The sequence below is a fragment of the Streptomyces sp. NPDC059695 genome (assembly GCF_042733785.1).
Taxonomy (GTDB): domain Bacteria; phylum Actinomycetota; class Actinomycetes; order Streptomycetales; family Streptomycetaceae; genus Streptomyces.
The window spans coordinates 69,657-87,590 of record NZ_JBHWFF010000020.1 but is presented as its reverse complement, the minus strand read 5'-3'; the positions used below and the strand labels follow the sequence as shown (position 1 = coordinate 87,590).

General features: G+C 71.5%; 12 protein-coding genes. 8 read left to right on the top strand and 4 right to left on the bottom strand.

What is annotated here, in order from left to right; genetic code table 11:
* Positions 1-60: 60 nt before the first annotated feature.
* Together ACFV2S_RS24380 and ACFV2S_RS24375 are read right to left on the bottom strand one after the other, a co-directional pair.
* Complete coding sequence (locus tag ACFV2S_RS24380) at positions 61-1,230, bottom strand: trypsin-like serine peptidase (RefSeq protein WP_385562843.1); 1,170 nt, start codon at positions 1,228-1,230, stop codon at positions 61-63.
* A gap of 274 nt (positions 1,231-1,504) precedes the next feature.
* Complete coding sequence (locus ACFV2S_RS24375; RefSeq protein WP_385562840.1) at positions 1,505-2,680, bottom strand: trypsin-like serine peptidase; 1,176 nt, start codon at positions 2,678-2,680, stop codon at positions 1,505-1,507.
* A 342-nt stretch (positions 2,681-3,022) separates the two neighbouring features.
* Here ACFV2S_RS24375 and ACFV2S_RS24370 point away from each other — a divergent pair, with 342 nt between their 5' ends.
* From ACFV2S_RS24370 to ACFV2S_RS24350, 5 genes are all read left to right on the top strand, one after another.
* Positions 3,023-4,534: a diaminobutyrate--2-oxoglutarate transaminase family protein gene (locus tag ACFV2S_RS24370; protein ID WP_385562837.1), complete on the top strand. Its 1,512-nt coding sequence runs from the start codon at positions 3,023-3,025 to the stop codon at positions 4,532-4,534.
* 303 nt (positions 4,535-4,837) lie between these two features.
* Positions 4,838-6,655, top strand: a complete 1,818-nt coding sequence (locus tag ACFV2S_RS24365; protein WP_385563021.1) for an IucA/IucC family protein — start codon at positions 4,838-4,840, stop codon at positions 6,653-6,655.
* A gap of 48 nt (positions 6,656-6,703) precedes the next feature.
* Positions 6,704-7,360 carry a GNAT family N-acetyltransferase gene (locus ACFV2S_RS24360; RefSeq protein WP_385562834.1) on the top strand — a complete coding sequence of 219 codons (657 nt, stop codon included), beginning with the start codon at positions 6,704-6,706 and terminating at the stop codon, positions 7,358-7,360.
* Between the two features lie 162 nt (positions 7,361-7,522).
* Positions 7,523-9,319 carry an IucA/IucC family protein gene (locus tag ACFV2S_RS24355; RefSeq protein WP_385562831.1) on the top strand — a complete coding sequence of 599 codons (1,797 nt, stop codon included), beginning with the start codon at positions 7,523-7,525 and terminating at the stop codon, positions 9,317-9,319.
* 37 nt (positions 9,320-9,356) lie between these two features.
* A complete protein-coding gene (locus tag ACFV2S_RS24350; RefSeq protein ID WP_385562828.1) occupies positions 9,357-11,330 on the top strand; it encodes an ATP-dependent DNA helicase in 1,974 nt (657 codons plus the stop codon).
* Between the two features lie 166 nt (positions 11,331-11,496).
* Here ACFV2S_RS24350 and lexA read toward each other — a convergent pair whose 3' ends face one another.
* Positions 11,497-12,285 carry a transcriptional repressor LexA gene (gene lexA, locus ACFV2S_RS24345; protein WP_015036661.1) on the bottom strand — a complete coding sequence of 263 codons (789 nt, stop codon included), beginning with the start codon at positions 12,283-12,285 and terminating at the stop codon, positions 11,497-11,499.
* 437 nt (positions 12,286-12,722) lie between these two features.
* On the opposite strand from lexA, the gene nrdR reads away from it, so the two are divergent.
* Both nrdR and ACFV2S_RS24335 read left to right on the top strand, forming a co-directional pair.
* On the top strand, positions 12,723-13,232 hold the full coding sequence (gene nrdR / locus ACFV2S_RS24340; RefSeq protein WP_385562825.1) for a transcriptional regulator NrdR: 510 nt from the start codon (positions 12,723-12,725) through the stop codon (positions 13,230-13,232).
* A 172-nt stretch (positions 13,233-13,404) separates the two neighbouring features.
* Complete coding sequence (locus tag ACFV2S_RS24335) at positions 13,405-16,293, top strand: vitamin B12-dependent ribonucleotide reductase (protein WP_383801246.1); 2,889 nt, start codon at positions 13,405-13,407, stop codon at positions 16,291-16,293.
* Between the two features lie 103 nt (positions 16,294-16,396).
* On the opposite strand, the gene ACFV2S_RS24330 is transcribed toward ACFV2S_RS24335, so the two are convergent.
* On the bottom strand, positions 16,397-16,927 hold the full coding sequence (locus ACFV2S_RS24330) for a TerD family protein (RefSeq protein ID WP_385562821.1): 531 nt from the start codon (positions 16,925-16,927) through the stop codon (positions 16,397-16,399).
* A gap of 142 nt (positions 16,928-17,069) precedes the next feature.
* Between ACFV2S_RS24330 and ACFV2S_RS24325 the strand changes: the two genes are divergently transcribed.
* Positions 17,070-17,900, top strand: coding sequence for an arylamine N-acetyltransferase (locus tag ACFV2S_RS24325; RefSeq protein ID WP_385562818.1), 831 nt, complete (start codon positions 17,070-17,072; stop codon positions 17,898-17,900).
* Positions 17,901-17,934: the final 34 nt, after the last annotated feature.

The window sequence follows — 17,934 nt, the reverse complement described above, 5'->3', positions numbered from 1 at the left end:
GCCCCCTCCCCGTCGGGGAGGGGGCAGCGCCCTTCGGTGTGGTGCTCCGTGCGCTCCGGGTCAGCGCGCGAACTTCTTGCTGACCATCTCGTGCACGGCCTTGCCGCCGCGCCCCAGCTGCGGTCCGGCGAGCCAGCCGTTGCCGCCGGCCGGGCCGATCGACGTGTTCGACACCAGCGCCGTCTTGCCGTTCGGGAGCACGCGGAACCAGCCGCCGCCCGAGGAACCGCCGGTCATCGTGCAGCCGATCCGGTACATCGTCGGCGTGGCCGCGGCCGTGGTGAGCCGCGTCGGCCGGTCGAGGCACTTGTGCATGATCATGCCGTTGTACGGCGGCGCCGCCGGGTAGCCCCAGGCGCCCATCGTCCCGGACTGGGCGGCCGTCGGCGCGGAGAAGTCGACCGGCAGGGCCGCGCCGACGGTCTCCTCCAGGGACTTCCCGCCGCGCTCCGGCTGCACGTGCAGCACGGCGTAGTCGTACGGCCAGGCCTGGTTGGTGCCGCCCTGGTTGATCCACTCGCCCGAGGTCACGGCCCAGTCGGCCCAGAACTGGCCGTACGGGTACACCTCGTGCGGCTGCGCGTTCTGCAGCGCGGCGGGGGACTTGCCCAGGTCGTTGAAGGCCGGGACGAAGGTGATGTTGCGGTACCAGCCGCCCTTCTTGCCGGCGTGGACGCAGTGGCCGGCCGTCCAGACCAGGTTCGACTTGCCGGGACGCCGCGGGTCCTTCACGATCGTGCCGGAGCAGACCATGGAGCCCTGGGGCGAGTCGAAGAAGATCTTGCCGACCGGGGCTGCGTAGTTGTGGTACGGCGTCTTCTCGCGCTGCGCCTTGACGGGACGGGGCGTCGGGTCGGTGCCGCCGGCGCCGGCCTGCGCGGTGATCGTCTGGTCCGGGCTCTTCGCCGACTGCATGCGGGCGGGGTCCCAGAGGCCCTCGATCACGGGGTTGACGAAGTCCTGGGCCTCACGGAGCCAGGTGTCCTGGTCCCAGTTCTTCCACTCGCCGTTCTTCCACTTGTCCAGGTCGACGCCGTGCTTCTTGAGCTTGTCGGCGAGGTCCTTGGTGAGGTCGGCGCCGGCGTCGCCGCCGGTGTCCGAGGAGCTGCTCGCTCCGGCGGACGGCTTGGCGTCGCCCGCAGGGGTCTCGGTGGGGCCGCAGGCCGTGGTGGTCAGCGCGAGCGCGGTGACCAGGCCGAGGGCGGCGGGTATGAGTCGTACGGAACGCATGGATGTATTCCCCGTTGGTGTTGCCATGGACGTGTCATGAGCGGTGCACAGTATGCCGGTCGTGCCGGGCGCGGGGGGAGGCAGGACCCGATGGTCCCGCCTCCGTTCGGTGCCGCGCCCAGGGGCCGGCGTACTGCGCGTTGAGCGGTGCCGCGCCCTGGGGGCCGGCGTATGTCGCGCTGAGCGGTGCCGTTCCCCTAGGGGGCCGGCGTAGATCGAGCTGGGCGGTGCCGTGCCTGTGGGCCGGCCTGCTCCGCGCCCGGCGGTGCCGTGCCTACTGGCCGGCGTACTTCGCGCTGACCTCGTCGTAGATGGCCTTGGCCTCGGGGCCGAAGCGCGGGCCCGCGAGCCAGCCGGCCGTCGACGGGCCGATCGAGGTGTTCGACACCAGCGCCGGCTTGCCGTCGGCGCCCTTGGCGACCCAGCCGCCACCGGACGAACCGCCGGTCATCGTGCAGCCGATCCGGTACATCGTCGGCTGCTCGGCCTTCAGGGACAGCCGGCCCGGCTTGTCCTGGCACTGGAACGCCTTCTGGCCGTCGAACGGCGGCGCCGCCGGGTAACCGGTCGCCGTCATGCCCGCGATCTTCGGCACGGCGGGGGCGTTGAAGTCCACCGGGAGCGCCGAACCGACCGTCTCCTCCAGCGACTTGCCCGAAGAGCCCTTCTCCGGGGTCACCTTGATGACCGCGAAGTCGTAAGGAGCGCCGGCACCACCGGTGGACGCGCCCTCGGAGATCCACTGGTCGGAGGTCTTGACCCAGTCCGCCCACCACACGCCGTACGGGGCGATCTGCTCCCGCGTCGCCTTCTCCAGCTGGGCGGTCTCCATCGCGGCGTCGTTGTACGAGGGGACGAAGGCGATGTTGCGGTACCAGCCGCCCTGCTTGCCCTTGTGGACGCAGTGCCCGGCCGTCCAGACCAGGTTCGACTTGCCCGGGTGCGCCGGGTCCTGCACGACGGTGGCCGAGCAGACCATCGAGCCCTCGGGGCTGTCGAAGAAGACCTTGCCGGACTCGGGCACGCTGTCGTGGTACTTCGCCGCGACGGCCTTCGCCTTCACCGGCTCCGGCGTCGGGTCGGTGACACCCTTGTCACCCGAGATGTCCTCCTCCTCGACCGGCTTGTCGGGCCGCTCGGCCTCGCGCATCCGGTCCGGGTCCCAGAGGTCCTCGATGATCGGGTTGACGAAGTCCTTGGCCTCACGAAGCCACTTGTCGCGGTCCCAGTTCTTCCACTCGCCGTTCCGCCACTTGTCGAGGTCGATCCCGTGTTCCTTCAGGCGCTCCTTCAGGTCCTCCGGAATCTTGATCTTGTCCGGGTCCAGGCTGACGGGCGCGACGGGCTTGTCCCCTCCCGCGTTCTCCTCGCTCGGACCGCAGGCAGTGACGGTGAGCGTCAGCGCCGCGACGGCGGAAGCCGCCATCAGCAGCGGACGAATCGATCGCATCTCGTGATCCCCCTGGGACTACGTCTACTTGTGCATCTTCTTGTGCATCTTCTTGCCGGGACGAACAGCGGCCGGGCCCTCGCGGACACGACCGACGGCCCCCACTATGCCGGTGCCGGAGGGGACGGTACGCGCCCCGTCCACGGTTCCGGGCATCGATCAGCCGTTGCCGTGCCGTGATCCGGGACACGCCAACTTCCTGCCTCCCGGCCCGTGATCCCCGGCAGTTCCCGTCGTTGGTACGTACGGGGGACACAACGGCGGCGATCTGGACGGCCCTTGAGGCGGCTCCACGACGCCCCGATGTGCAACGCAACTGTTACAGCGGGAGGACACCGAGCCGTGGCCGTGACCGAACCAGCTCCGGCCGTCCCACCGGCCGCGCGCACGCAGACCCGGCCGACGGATCAGCGCGACCAGGGGGGCGGGACGGACCCGAGGGACCGGCAGGACGAACAGCACCTGCGGGGCCGGAAGAGCGGCGACCACGAGGGGATCCTGCGCCGCCAGGCCCAGCGCGAGTCCGCCGCACGCACCTATGCCCGCTCGCTGCCGATCGTCCCCGTGCGGGCCCGGGGGCTGACCATCGAGGGCGCCGACGGCCGCCGCTACCTGGACTGTCTGTCCGGTGCGGGGTCCCTCGCCCTCGGCCACAACCATCCCGTGGTCCTGGAAGCCATCAGGAAGGTCCTCGACTCGGGGGCACCCCTCCACGTCCTCGACCTCGCCACCCCCCTCAAGGACGCCTTCACCACCGAGCTGTTCGCCACCCTCCCCGGCGCGCTCGCGGACGACGCCCGCATCCAGTTCTGCGGACCGGCGGGCACGGACGCGGTCGAGGCGGCCCTCAAACTCGTCCGGACGGCCACCGGCCGGAGCGGGCTCCTCGCCTTCACCGGCGCCTACCACGGCATGACGGCCGGAGCCCTCGACGCCTCCGGCGGCGCGACGGACGTCCGTGTGACCCGGCTGCCCTACCCCCAGCAGTACCGCTGCCCCTTCGGCGTCGGCGGCGAGCGCGGCGCCGAACTGGCGGCCCGCTGGACCGAGAACCTCCTCGACGACCCCAAGAGCGGGGTCACCACCCCCGCCGGGATGATCGTCGAGGCCGTCCAGGGCGAGGGCGGGGTCATCCCCGCGCCCGACGCGTGGATGCGCCGGATGCGCCGCATCACCGCCGAGCGCTCCGTCCCCCTGATCGTCGACGAGGTCCAGACCGGCGTCGGCCGCACCGGCGCCTTCTGGGCCGTCGAGCACAGCGGCGTCGTCCCCGACGTGATGGTCCTCTCCAAGGCCATCGGCGGTTCCCTCCCGCTCGCGGTCATCGTCTACAGGTCGGAGCTCGACGCCTGGGAACCCGGCGCCCACGCCGGCACCTTCCGCGGCAACCAGCTCGCCATGGCCGCGGGAACGGCCACCCTCGCGTACGTCCGCGAGAACAGGCTCGCCGAGCGGGCCGGCACCCTCGGCGCCCGCATCCTCGGCCGGCTCCAGGACCTCGCCGCCGCCCACCCCTGCGTCGGCGACGTCCGCGGCCGGGGCCTGATGCTCGGCGTCGAACTCGTCGACCCCGAAGCGGCCGGACCGGACGACCCCGTCCCGCCCCCCGCCCCCGCCCTGGCCCTCGCCGTGCAGCAGGAGTGCCTGGCCCGCGGACTCATCGTCGAACTCGGCGGCCGGCACTCCGCCGTGGTCCGGCTCCTGCCCCCGCTCACCCTCACCGACGAGCAGGCATCCGCCGTGCTGGACCGCTTCGCCGACGCCCTGGCCGCGGCCGAACGGGCCCACACCCCCCACCTGTCCGCCTCCCACCGGGCCATGGCCCCCCGGAACGCCTCCGGACCGTCCCTCTGACCCCGGACCGCCCCGGCCCCCACCCCCAAGGAAGCCCCCGTGAACGCCACCCCCACCACTCCGACCCCCACGACCGAACCCCCCCACCCCGGACACCCCCACACCCTGACCCCCCACCACCCGGAGTCCCTGCACGGCGAGACGCTCCGCCCGAAGGCCCTCCACGCCGAGCGGCGGAACACCCAGGCGGCCCTCCCGGGAACGCTCAGGTCCGGGGCGCTCGGTACGGCGCCGCTCGGCGCCGATGCCTTCGGGCAGGCACCGTTCGGCGTCGAGGAGCCCGGAGCGGATCCGTTCGGCCCCGTGGAGCCCGGAGCGGATCCGTGCGGCCCCGTGGAGCCGACCGTCCCGCACCAGCACGCCCGGCCGCACGAGCCCCGGCCCCAGCGCCCGGCCGGAACGCCCGACCCGCTGGACGACCCCGACCCGCAGCGCGCCGCCGACGCCGCCGCCGTCGAGAACCTCCTCCGCTGCTGGGTCCGGGAGAAGAACCTCCCGGACCCCGGATCCACCACCCTGCGCATTCCCCTCGACGCCAGCGGCACCGCCCTCCTCGTTCCCGTCCGCTACTGGTCCCCCACCGGCTGGCACCGCTTCGGCGCCCCCGTCCTCGAAGGGCTCCCGGCCTCGGCGCCGGCCGCCGACGCCGTCACGGTGGCCGCCCTGCTCAGCCGGGAGAGCGGCCGCTCCGAGGGCACCGACCTGGTCGGCCGCGTCGCCGACTCCGCCCGCCGCACCGCCGACTTCCTCACCGAGCGCCGCCGCCGTCCCGAGCCGCACCCGGACGCCGACCTCTTCCTCGCCGCCGAGCAGTCCCTGCTGCTCGGACACCCCCTCCACCCCACCCCCAAGAGCCGCGAAGGACTCTCCGAGGCCGAGAGCCGGCTCTACTCACCCGAACTGCACGGCGCCTTCCCCCTCCACTGGATCGCCGTCGACCACACCCTCCTCGCCACCGACTCCGCCTGGACCGAACAGGGCCGGCCCGTCACCGCCGAACAACTCGCCTCCGGCCTCGCCGAAGGACTCACCCTCCCCACCGGCACGGCACCGCTGCCCGTGCACCCCTGGCAGGCCCGCGAGCTCCTGCACCGCCCCGACGTCCGGGCCCTCCTGGACGCGGGCCTCCTCCACGACCTGGGCCTCCACGGCAGTCCCTGGCACCCCACCTCCTCCGTCCGTACCGTGCACCGCCCCGGCGCACGGGCGATGCTCAAGCTCTCCCTCGGCCTGCGCATCACCAACTCCCGCCGCGAGAACCTCCGCAAGGAACTCCACCGCGGTGTCGAGGTCCACCGGCTGCTCCGCACCGGCCTCGTCGACGAGTGGCAGGCCTCCCACCCCGGGTTCGACATCGTCCGCGACCCCGCCTGGCTCGCCGTCGACGCCCCGGACGGCACCCCCGTCCCCGGCCTCGACGTCATGGTCCGCCACAACCCCTTCGGCCCCGGCGACGACGCCGTCTGCATCGCCTCCCTCACGGCGCCCCGCCCCTGGCCCGGTGCCACCGCCATGCGCTCCCGGCTCGCCGACGTCGTCGGACGGCTCTCCGCCCGCACCGGCCGCCCCGTGACCGCCGTATCCGCCGAATGGTTCCTCCGCTACCTCGACCAGGTCGTCCGCCCGGTCCTCTGGCTCGACGGCCACGCCGGCATCGCCCTGGAGGCCCACCAGCAGAACACCCTGGTGCTCCTGGACCCGGACGGCTGGCCCGTCGGCGGCCGCTACCGCGACAACCAGGGCTACTACTTCCGCGAGTCCCACCGCGGCGAACTGGAGAGCCGCCTCCCCGGCATCGGAGACGACAGCGACACCTTCGTCTCCGACCAGGTCACCGACGAGCGCTTCGCCTACTACCTCGGCATCAACAACGTCCTCGGCCTGATCGGCGCCTTCGGTGCCCAGCACCTCGCCGACGAGCGCGTCCTGCTCGCCGCCTTCCGCAGCTTCCTCACCTCCGCCACCAGCCTGGGCTCGCCCCTCCCGCACCGGCTCCTCGAAGCGTCGACCCTGCGCAGCAAGGCCAATCTCCTCACCCGCCTGCACGGCCTGGACGAGCTCGTCGGACCCGTCGACACCCAGTCCGTCTACGTCACCGTCACCAACCCCCTCCGTACCTGAACCCGCCGGAGCCCCGCACCCGACCACACCGCCGAGAGGAGAGCGACCGTGTCACCCACCCGCCCACCGGCCGACCCGCCCGGGGACGACACCCTGGACCTGAGGGTCGACGACCTCGTCGCCCTCCTCGACGGCGACCTGCTGGACTCCGTCGCCGCCTGGAGCCCCGCCGACACCACCGTCGGCTCCTTCCGCCTCGTACCCGTACGACTCGAACGGGACCTGCCGCTGATCACCGGATGGATGAACGACCCCGCGGTCGCCGCCTTCTGGGAGCTCGCGGGACCGGACACCGTCACCGCCGAGCACGTCCGCGCCCAGCTCGAAGGCGACGGCCGGAGCGTCCCCTGCCTCGGCGTCCTCGACGGCACGCCCATGAGCTACTTCGAGATCTACCGCGCCGATCTCGACCCGCTCGCCCGGTACTACCCGGCACTGCCGCACGACACGGGCGTCCACCTGCTGATCGGAGGCGTCGGCGACCGGGGCCGGGGCGTCGGCACCACGCTTCTGCGCGCCGTCGCCGATCTCGTCCTCGACCACCGTCCCCGCTGCACCCGCGTCCTCGCCGAACCCGACATCCGCAACACCCCCTCCGTCTCCGCGTTCCTCAGCGGCGGCTTCCGCTACGCGGCGGAAGTCGACCTCTCCGACAAAAAAGCCGCGCTCATGATCCGTGACCGGGCCCTCCGTCACGTTCTGTGAACACCTCTGTCTTGCCTGCACCCGCTCGCCCCACAGCGGTTCCCACCCCGAGGAGTCCTCGTGTCGACGTCCCCTGCACCTCACGACTCCGCACCACCCAGCCTCCCCGCTCCGACCCCCGGCACCGTCCCCGCCGCACCCCCCGGGCCGCCCGCACCCCCCGTGCCGTCAGCCTTCCCAGGGCCCTCGGCGCCCCCCGAGCTGCTCGCCCCGCCCGAGCTGAACGCCGCGGCCTGGACCCGGGCGTCCGCCCGGCTCCTCGCCAAGGCCCTCTCCGAGTTCGCCTACGAGGAGATCGTCGAACCCGTCCCCGCGCCCGGCGGCGAGCCCGACCGTCACGCCCTGCGGCTCGACGACGGCACCACGCTCAGCTTCCGTGCCCGCCGGGGCGCCTACGGCAGCTGGCACGTCACCGCCGGCTCGGTCACCCATGAGGGCCGCCCCTTCTCCGACCCCCTCGACTTCCTGGTCCGCGCCCGCCACCTCCTCCGGCTCGACGGCGCCACCCTGGGCCACCTCATCCGCGAGATGTCCGCCACCCTCGCCGCCGACACCCGCCTCGACCACACCGCTCTCGGTGCCGCCCGCCTCGCCGAGCTCTCCTACGCGGAACTCGAAGGCCACCAGACCGGCCACCCGTGGCTCGTCCTCAACAAGGGCCGCATCGGCTTCTCCGCGACCGACGCCGCCCGCTGGGCCCCCGAGGCCCGCCGCGCGACCCGGCTGCCCTGGATCGCCGTCAGCAACCGGCTCGCCGCCTACCGGGGCGTGCCCGGCCTCGACACCCCCGGCCTGCTGTACGCCCGCGAACTCGACCCCGAGGCGCACTCCTCCTTCCGTGCCGCTCTGACCGCCCGCGGCCACGAACCCGACGACTACCTCCTGCTGCCCGTCCACCCCTGGCAGTGGGACGAGGTCCTCCTGCCGCTCTACGCCCCGGCCATCGCCGCCGGGACCGTCGTCCCCCTCCCCGCGGACGGCGACCTCCGTCTGCCGCAGCAGTCCGTGCGCACCTTCCTCAACACCAGCCGCCCCGACCGGCACACCGTCAAACTGCCGCTGTCCGTGCTCAACACCCTGGTCTGGCGCGGACTGCCCACGGAGCGGACCCTCGCCGCGCCGGCCGTGACCGCCTGGGTCCAGGGCCTGCGCGACGCCGATTCCTTCCTTCGGGACGAGTGCGGGGTGATCCTCCTCGGCGAGGTCGCCTCCGTCACGGTCGAGCATCCGCTGTACGACCGGCTGCCCGAAGTCCCGTACCAGTACAAGGAACTCCTCGGCGCGATCTGGCGCGAACCGCTGCGACTGCCCCCGGGCGAGCGGGCCCGCACCCTCGCCTCGCTCCTCCACACCGACCCGGACGGGCGGGCCTTCGTCGCCGAACTGGTCGAGCGCTCGGGGCTCGCCCCCACCGTCTGGCTCCAGCGCCTGTTCACCGCTCTGCTCCCCCCGCTGCTGCACTTCCTCTACCGGTACGGCACCGTCTTCTCGCCCCACGGAGAGAACGCCATCGTCGTGTACGACGGCGACGACGTCCCGGTCCGGCTGGCGATCAAGGACTTCGTCGACGATGTGAACATCAGTGCCCAGCCGCTACCCGAACACGCCACCCTTCCGGATGACGTCCGTGACGTTCTGTTGACAGAAGAGCCCGGATTCCTGATCCAGTTCATCCACTCGGGGCTCTTCGTCGGCGTCTTCCGCTACCTGGCACCGCTCTGCGAGGAACAACTCGGCGTGCCGGAGGAGGCCTTCTGGGGGCTCGTCCGGGCGGAGATCCTGCGGCACCAGGCCCGCTTCCCCGAGCTGAAGGAACGCTTCGAGCTCTTCGACCTCCTCACCCCACGCATCGCGCGTCTCTGTCTCAACCGCAACCGTCTGCACCTGGACGGCTACCGGGACCGGCCCGAACGTCCGCACGCGGCCGTCCACGGGACGGTCCCCAACCCGCTCGCGTGACCCGGCTGTCAGTGCCGACCCGTAGGGTGGAAGCGCTATGACGAAGCCATCCCTCCCCGACCTCCTGCACGCCGCCGTCTCCGCCGTCGGCGGCACGGAGCGGCCCGGCCAGGTCACCATGGCCGAGGCCGTGGCCGAGGCCATCGACGACAACTCCCACCTCCTCGTCCAGGCCGGCACCGGCACGGGCAAGTCGCTCGGCTACCTCGTGCCGGCGCTGGCCCAGGGCGAGCGGGTGGTGGTGGCCACGGCCACCCTGGCGCTGCAGCGCCAGCTCGTCGAGCGCGATCTTCCCCGGACGGTCGACGCGCTGCATCCGCAGCTGCGCCGCCGCCCGCAGTTCGCCATGCTCAAGGGCCGGTCGAACTACCTCTGCCTGCACCGGCTGCACGAAGGCGTCCCGCAGGACGAGGAGGACGGCCTCTTCGACCCCTTCGAGGCGGCGGCGCCCACGAGCAAGCTCGGCCAGGACCTGCTGCGGCTCCGGGACTGGTCGGACGAGACGGAGACCGGCGACCGGGACGACCTGACGCCGGGCGTCTCCGACAAGGCCTGGGCCCAGGTCTCCGTCTCCTCCCGCGAGTGCCTGGGCGCGAGCAAGTGCGCGTACGGGCCGGAGTGCTTCGCCGAGGCGGCGCGCGAGCGCGCAAAGCTCGCGGACGTCGTCGTCACCAACCACGCCCTGCTCGCCATCGACGCCATCGAGGGCGCCCCGGTGCTCCCGCAGCACGAGGTGCTGATCGTCGACGAGGCCCATGAGCTGGTCTCCCGGGTCACGGGTGTCGCCACCGGCGAGCTCACGCCGGGCCAGGTCAACCGTGCCGTGCGGCGCGCCGCGAAGCTCGTGGACGAGAAGACGGCAGACCAGCTGCAGACCGCCGCGGAGGGCTTCGAGCGGGTCATGGAGCTGGCGCTCCCGGGCCGCCTGGAGGAGATCCCGGAGGACCTCGCGTACGCGCTGATGGCGCTAAGGGACGCGGCCCGCGCGGTGATCACGGCCCTGGGCAACACCCGGGACCGGGCCGTGCAGGACGAGGACGCGGTACGCAAGCAGGCCATGGCCTCGGTGGAGACCGTGCACGGCGTGGCGGAGCGGATCACGCACGGTTCCGAGTACGACGTCGTCTGGTACGAGCGCCACGACCGTTTCGGGGCCTCGCTGAGGGTCGCGCCGATGTCCGTCTCGGGCCTCCTCCGCGAGAAGCTGTTCACGGAGCGGTCCGTGGTGCTCGCCTCGGCCACGCTCAAGCTGGGCGGCGACTTCAACGGCGTCGGGGCCTCCCTCGGGCTGGCCCCCGAGGGCACCAGGGGGGACGACCTGCCCGTCTGGAAGGGCATCGACGTCGGCTCCCCGTTCGACTACCCGAAGCAGGGCATCCTCTACGTCGCCAAGCACCTCTCGCGCCCGGCGCGCGACGGGGAGCGGGGGGACATGCTCGACGAGCTCACCGAACTGATGCAGGCGGCCGGAGGGCGGACCCTCGGGCTGTTCTCCTCCATGAGGGCCGCGCAGCAGGCGGCGGAGGAGCTGCGCACCCGGATCCCCGAGCTGCCGATCCTGCTCCAGGGCGAGGACACCCTCGGCGAGCTGATCAAGAACTTCGCGGCCGATCCCAGGACCTGCCTCTTCGGCACGCTCTCGCTCTGGCAGGGCGTGGACGTCCCTGGGCCCAGCTGCCAGCTGGTCGTCATGGACAAGATCCCGTTCCCGCGCCCGGACGACCCGCTGATGAGCGCGCGGCAGAAGGCCGTGGAGGAGGCCGGGGGGAACGGCTTCATGGCGGTCGCGGCGACCCACGCGGCCCTACTGATGGCCCAGGGCGCCGGCCGGCTGGTGCGGGCCACGGGTGACCGGGGCGTCGTGGCCGTCCTCGACCCCCGGCTGGCCACCGCCCGGTACGGCAGCTACCTGAAGGCCTCGCTGCCCGACTTCTGGTACACCACCGACCGCAACCAGGTGCGCAAGTCGCTCGCGGCGATCGACGCCGCTTCGAAGACGGCCGACGCCTAGCGGGTGTCCTGTCGGTCAGGCAGTGCACGCGGCGCGATCGACAGGACACCCCTGGGGCGCGGGGACCGTGTCCTGACGGGCGGGAGAGCCCGGCCCGTCAGGACACGGCAGGGCCCCGGGACCGGCGCAGAGGGTCCCGGGGCCCGGTCAGAGCCGGCGGGGTGTGTCACACCCGCCGCAGTACCGCCACGACCTTGCCGAGGATGGTGGCCTCGTCGCCGGGGATGGGCTGGTACGCCGCGTTGTGCGGGAGCAGCCAGACGTGGCCGTCCTCCCGCTTGAAGCGCTTCACGGTGGCCTCGCCGTCGAGCATCGCGGCGACGATGTCGCCGTTCTCCGCGACGGGCTGGCGGCGGACGGTGACCCAGTCGCCGTCACAGATGGCGGCCTCGATCATCGAGTCGCCGACGACCTTCAGGACGAACAGCTCGCCGTCGCCGACCAGCTGGCGGGGGAGCGGGAAGACGTCCTCGACGGACTCCTCGGCGAGGATCGGACCGCCGGCCGCGATGCGGCCGACCAGCGGGACGTACGACGCGGCCGGCTTGCCGGTGGTGTCGGTCGGCTGGGTGCTCGGCTGGTCGGAGCCGCGGACCTCGTAGGCGCGGGGGCGGTGCGGGTCGCGCCGGAGGAAGCCCTTGCGCTCCAGCGCCATGAGCTGGTGCGCCACCGAGGAGGTGCTGGAAAGGCCGACCGCCTGCCCGATCTCGCGCATCGACGGCGGGTAGCCGCGCCGCTGGACCGAGTCGCGGATGACTTCGATGACCCTGCGCTGCCGGTCGGTGAGTCCGGAGCTGTCGGCGCGGATGCCTGGAGGTCGCCCGGGGAGGGCGCGGGCGGGTCGCCCGGGCTCCTCGCCGTTCATGCTTGCGTCATTCATGGCGTGCACCGGCTCGAGTCGGCCCTGGGAGCGGTCCTGGGCGGTGATGGTGGCACTGTCTGCGGTGGTGGTCACGTCGTCGGCCCCTCTCGAATGGTCTCCCTGGCTGGCACAACGGTAGTGGCTTTCGAAAGGTTGCGCCAAACACACGTTCGAGTGAAAATTCGCAGATTGCCTTACGTGCGTATGTGCGGGGGTGTATGAGCGCGCTCACTCCGCCGCCCCGAATCAGCCGTTGCGGTAGCCTTCGCCGCTGGGTCGGGAGGGGTCGGTGCACTGCCCCAGTGTCGCACCCGAGCGCGTGGATCCCAGGGAGCGTCCGGGCCGCGACACGCGGAGGGCCTCGATTGGGCCACAACCCAAGATCTAGTGGTTGGATGGCATCGACTGCCCAGGGGTAGTGGTCCCCGGTCTGCCGGGGGTGCACGCATCGCCTATGCTGGTGGTCGCTTCGCAGGGCCTTGACGGGCCGGTGAGGCTTGTCAGACGTGTCGTGAGAAGGGTCGGAACCAATGCACTGCCCCTTCTGCAGGCACCCTGACAGCCGCGTCGTCGACAGTCGCACCACCGACGACGGGACGTCGATCCGACGTCGTCGCCAGTGCCCCGACTGCTCCCGTCGTTTCACGACGGTGGAGACCTGCTCGCTCATGGTGGTGAAGCGCTCCGGCGTCACCGAGCCCTTCAGCCGTAACAAGGTCATCTCCGGCGTGCGCAAGGCGTGCCAGGGGCGACCGGTCACCGAGGACGCCCTCGCCAAGCTCGGCCAGCGGGTCGAGGAGGCGGTGCGCGCCACCGGCAGTGCCGAGCTGACCACCCACGACGTGGGCCTGGCCATCCTCGGCCCCCTGCAGGAGCTCGACCTCGTCGCGTACCTGCGCTTCGCGTCCGTGTACAAGGCCTTCGACAGCCTCGAAGACTTCGAGGCCGCCATCGTGGAACTCCGCGTGCGGCCTCCCGCTGAGAACAGCGGGACCGGTGTGACCCCCGAGGTCCCCGTTCCCGCCACCCCCGCCGACTGATCGGCGGGCCGGGCCGACGCAGGCCCGGCGACCGGCCGCCGCGCGGCCCTGCAGACGTGCCCCGGGTGACCCCTGTGGTCCCCGTGGCAGCAGTACAGAAGTGCGTACAGAAGACGGTGCCCTGGGACTATCTGGGCGCCAAAGTGTGTTTTGCCCGTATATGGGAGGCGGCATGACAGAGACGGCGAGCGGCCCGGCACGTGGTTCCCGCACCAAGGGAGCCAAGTCGGCGAGCAAGGGCCTGCGTATCGAGCGCATCCACACCACCCCCGGCGTGCATCCGTACGACGAGGTGGCGTGGGAGCGCCGTGACGTCGTCATGACCAACTGGCGCGACGGCTCGATCAACTTCGAGCAGCGTGGCGTCGAGTTCCCCGACTTCTGGTCGGTGAACGCGGTCAACATCGTCACCAGCAAGTACTTCCGCGGGGCCGTCGGCACCCCGCAGCGCGAGACCGGTCTCAAGCAGCTCATCGACCGGATCGTGAAGACGTACACGAAGGCCGGCGAGGACTACGGCTACTTCGCCTCGCCCGCCGACGCCGAGATCTTCGAGCACGAGCTGGCCTACGCCCTCCTGCACCAGATCTTCAGCTTCAACTCGCCGGTCTGGTTCAACGTCGGCACCCCGCAGCCCCAGCAGGTCTCCGCCTGCTTCATCCTGTCCGTCGACGACTCCATGGAGTCCATCCTCGACTGGTACAAGGAAGAGGGCATGATCTTCAAGGGCGGCTCCGGCGCCGGCCTGAACCTCTCCCGCATCCGCTCCTCCAAGGAGCTGCTCTCCTCCGGCGGCAACGCCTCCGGCCCGGTCTCCTTCATGCGCGGCGCCGACGCCTCCGCGGGAACGATCAAGTCGGGCGGCGCCACCCGTCGCGCGGCCAAGATGGTCATCCTCGACGTCGACCACCCCGACATCGAGGACTTCATCGAGACCAAGGTCAAGGAGGAGGAGAAGATCCGCGCGCTGCGCGACGCGGGCTTCGACATGGACCTGGGCGGCGACGACATCACGTCCGTCCAGTACCAGAACGCCAACAACTCCGTCCGCGTGAACGACACGTTCATGAAGGCCGTCGAGTCCGGCGGGACGTTCGGCCTCACCTCGCGCATGACCGGCGAGGTCATCGAGGAGGTCGACGCCAAGTCGCTCTTCCGCAAGATGGCCGAGGCCGCGTGGGCCTGCGCCGACCCGGGCATCCAGTACGACGACACGATCAACCACTGGCACACCTGCCCCGAGTCCGGCCGCATCAACGGCTCGAACCCGTGCAGCGAGTACATGCACCTGGACAACACGTCCTGCAACCTCGCCTCGCTGAACCTGATGAAGTTCCTCAAGGACGACGGCAAGGGCAGCCAGTCCTTCGACGTCGAGCGCTTCGCCAAGGTCGTCGAGCTCGTCATCACCGCGATGGACATCTCCATCTGCTTCGCCGACTTCCCCACCCAGAAGATCGGTGAGAACACCCGCGCCTTCCGCCAGCTCGGCATCGGCTACGCCAACCTCGGCGCCCTGCTGATGGCGACCGGCCACGCGTACGACTCCGACGGCGGCCGCGCCCTCGCCGGTGCCATCACCTCCCTGATGACCGGCACCTCGTACAAGCGCTCCGCCGAGCTCGCCGCGGTCGTCGGCGCGTACGACGGCTACGCCCTCAACGCCGAGCCGCACCAGCGCGTCATGCAGCAGCACGCCGACGAGAACACCAAGGCCGTCCGCGTGGACGACCTGGACTCGCCGATCTGGGCCGCCGCCACGGAGGCCTGGCAGGACGTGATCCGCCTCGGCGCCAAGAACGGCTTCCGCAACGCCCAGGCCTCGGTCATCGCCCCCACCGGCACCATCGGTCTCGCGATGTCCTGCGACACCACCGGCCTCGAGCCCGACCTCGCCCTGGTCAAGTTCAAGAAGCTCGTCGGTGGCGGCTCGATGCAGATCGTCAACGGCACCGTCCCGCAGGCCCTGCGCCGCCTGGGCTACCAGGAGGAGCAGATCGAGGCGATCGTCGCCCACATCGCCGAGCACGGCAACGTGATCGACGCCCCCGGTCTGAAGACCGAGCACTACGAGGTCTTCGACTGCGCCATGGGCGAGCGCTCCATCTCCGCGATGGGCCACGTCCGCATGATGGCCGCCATCCAGCCGTGGATCTCGGGCGCCCTCTCCAAGACCGTGAACCTGCCGGAGACGGCCACGGTCGAGGACGTCGAGGAGGTCTACTTCGAGGCCTGGAAGATGGGCGTCAAGGCGCTCGCGATCTACCGCGACAACTGCAAGGTCGGCCAGCCGCTCTCCGCCAAGAAGAAGGAGGACGAGAAGGCCGAGGTCACCGCGAAGTCCGAGGCGACGATCCGCGAGGCCGTCGAGAAGGTCGTCGAGTACCGTCCGGTCCGCAAGCGTCTGCCCAAGGGCCGCCCGGGGATCACCACCTCCTTCACCGTCGGCGGCGCCGAGGGCTACATGACCGCCAACTCCTACCCGGACGACGGTCTCGGCGAGGTCTTCCTGAAGATGTCGAAGCAGGGTTCGACCCTCGCGGGCATGATGGACGCCTTCTCCATCGCCGTCTCCGTCGGTCTGCAGTACGGCGTCCCGCTGGAGACGTACGTCTCGAAGTTCACCAACATGCGCTTCGAGCCGGCCGGCATGACGGACGACCCGGACGTGCGGATGGCGCAGTCGATCGTCGACTACATCTTCCGCCGCCTGGCGCTCGACTTCCTGCCCTTCGAGACCCGCTCCGCCCTCGGCATCCACTCGGCCGAGGAGCGTCAGCGCCACCTCGACACCGGCTCGTACGAGCAGCCCGAGGACGTCGACGTCGAGTCCCTGGCCCAGTCCGCGCCCCGCACCCCGGAGCTGAAGGCCGTCGCGGTCCCGGCCCCGAAGATCGAGGTCCCGGCCCCGAAGCAGGCCCACACCTCCGCGGAGCTCGTCGAGATGCAGCTCGGCATCAGCGCCGACGCCCCGCTGTGCTTCTCCTGCGGCACGAAGATGCAGCGGGCCGGCTCCTGCTACATCTGCGAGGGCTGCGGCTCGACCAGCGGCTGCAGCTGACACCGCCCGGTGCGCTGAGCGGCGGAAGCCGCTGAGCGCACCGGAGCGCCCGTGAAGGGGCGCCGACCACCGGTCGGCGCCCCCTTCGCGTGGGCCGGTGGGCTCAGGACGGTGCGGAGCCCAGAAGCGTGCCGAAGGTCTGCGGATCGGCGTCGAAGCCGCGGCTGATCGCGCGGTACGACCAGCCGTCCGCTCCGTCACGGGTGAACTCGACGACCGTGGCCGAACGGGCCCCGGGGACGTCCGCGAAGTCATGGGTCAGCAGATCGGTGTAGCCCTCACGGACCCGAATGCCCGTGTTCACTATGTCGCCGAAGGTCAACGGCCCGCCGCCCTGCTGTATGGCCACGCCCACGACCACGCGCGCGTACCGCGCGTCCAGCCGGTCCAGCTCCAGGGTCATGGCCTCGTCGTAGCCGAATCCCTGCCCCGTGCGGCTGTCGCGGTGCAGCGTGATCGTGCCGTCCGGGGAACGGCTGCCGAAGTGCACCAGCTGGGCCGGCGCACCGTACGGATCGCCGGCGGGGAACACCCCGGCGACCAGATCCAGGTCATGGGCCGGAGCACCGGCCTGCGCGGGGTCCCACTTGAGCGTGACCTCGACACGTCCCACCCCTTTGTTGAGTCCGCTCATGGTGCTTCCCCTCTCCGCGCACGCCCCCGCGCACGCCTGGCCTCGTACCGTCGACCCGTTCGGAAGACCGTGGTCGTGGGCTGGTTGCTCATGGTGTCATGTGGCTACGACAGAGGGCCCGTTGCTGGAGGGGGAGAGCGGTTTGTGGAGTGGTGAGGAGCTGGATCTCGACGCATATCTGGCTCGAATCGGTTACGACATCGGACGCGACGGGGAACTCGCCCCCGACCTGAGCACGCTGACGGCCCTTCACCGGGCGCACGTCACGGCCATTCCGTTCGAGAACCTCGACGTCGCCCTCGGACGGGACATCCCCCTGGACCTGAAGAGCGTTCAGGCGAAGCTCGTCGGGCGGCGCAGGGGAGGCTACTGCTACGAGCAGAACTCCCTCTTCGCGGCGGCCCTCGAGCGGATCGGCTTCCACGTGGCCGGACGCGGCGCGCGCAACCGCTCGCGAGGCGCGACCCTGCCGCCGGTCACGCACGCACTGCTCGCCGTCACCGTCGAGGGCGAACAGTGGCTCGCCGACGTCGGGTTCGGCTGGCAGGGCCCGATGGAGCCCGTGCCGCTGCGGGACGGCGCACGCGTGGAGCAGAGCGGATGGACGTTCGGGATCGCCGTGGAGGACGAGGGCGTCCACGTGCTGCGCTCACTGCGGCCGGAGGGCTGGACCGATCTGTACGCGTTCTCGCCGCAGAGCCTCTACCCGGGGGACTTCCTCATCATGAACCACTACAGCTCCAGCCATCCCCTGTCCCGCTTCCTCGGACAGGTCCTGGTCCAGCAGCCGGGTGCGGACGTGCGCGCGTCCCTGCTGCGCGAGAGGCTGTCCACCCTGCACGTGGACGGCGGCACCGGGGAACGGAACGTCGGCGTGGCCGAGTTGGCGGAGGTCCTGGAGGCCGAGTTCGGGATCGAACTGGATGACGAGGAGCGCGCGGGACTGGAGCACGTGCACGCCGCGGGAGTCTGAAGGGGTCTGCCGGGGCGCTCTTCCGCCCCGTACG

Bases quoted from the DNA above. Each gene is read 5' to 3' on its own strand.
- ACFV2S_RS24380 (WP_385562843.1), bottom strand. From the start codon at position 1,230: ATGCGTTCCGTACGACTCATACCCGCCGCCCTCGGCCTGGTCACCGCG.
- ACFV2S_RS24375 (WP_385562840.1), bottom strand. From the start codon at position 2,680: ATGCGATCGATTCGTCCGCTGCTGATGGCGGCTTCCGCCGTCGCGGCG.
- ACFV2S_RS24350 (WP_385562828.1), top strand. From the start codon at position 9,357: ATGACGAAGCCATCCCTCCCCGACCTCCTGCACGCCGCCGTCTCCGCC.
- nrdR (WP_385562825.1), top strand. From the start codon at position 12,723: ATGCACTGCCCCTTCTGCAGGCACCCTGACAGCCGCGTCGTCGACAGT.
- ACFV2S_RS24335 (WP_383801246.1), top strand. From the start codon at position 13,405: ATGACAGAGACGGCGAGCGGCCCGGCACGTGGTTCCCGCACCAAGGGA.
- ACFV2S_RS24330 (WP_385562821.1), bottom strand. From the start codon at position 16,927: ATGAGCGGACTCAACAAAGGGGTGGGACGTGTCGAGGTCACGCTCAAG.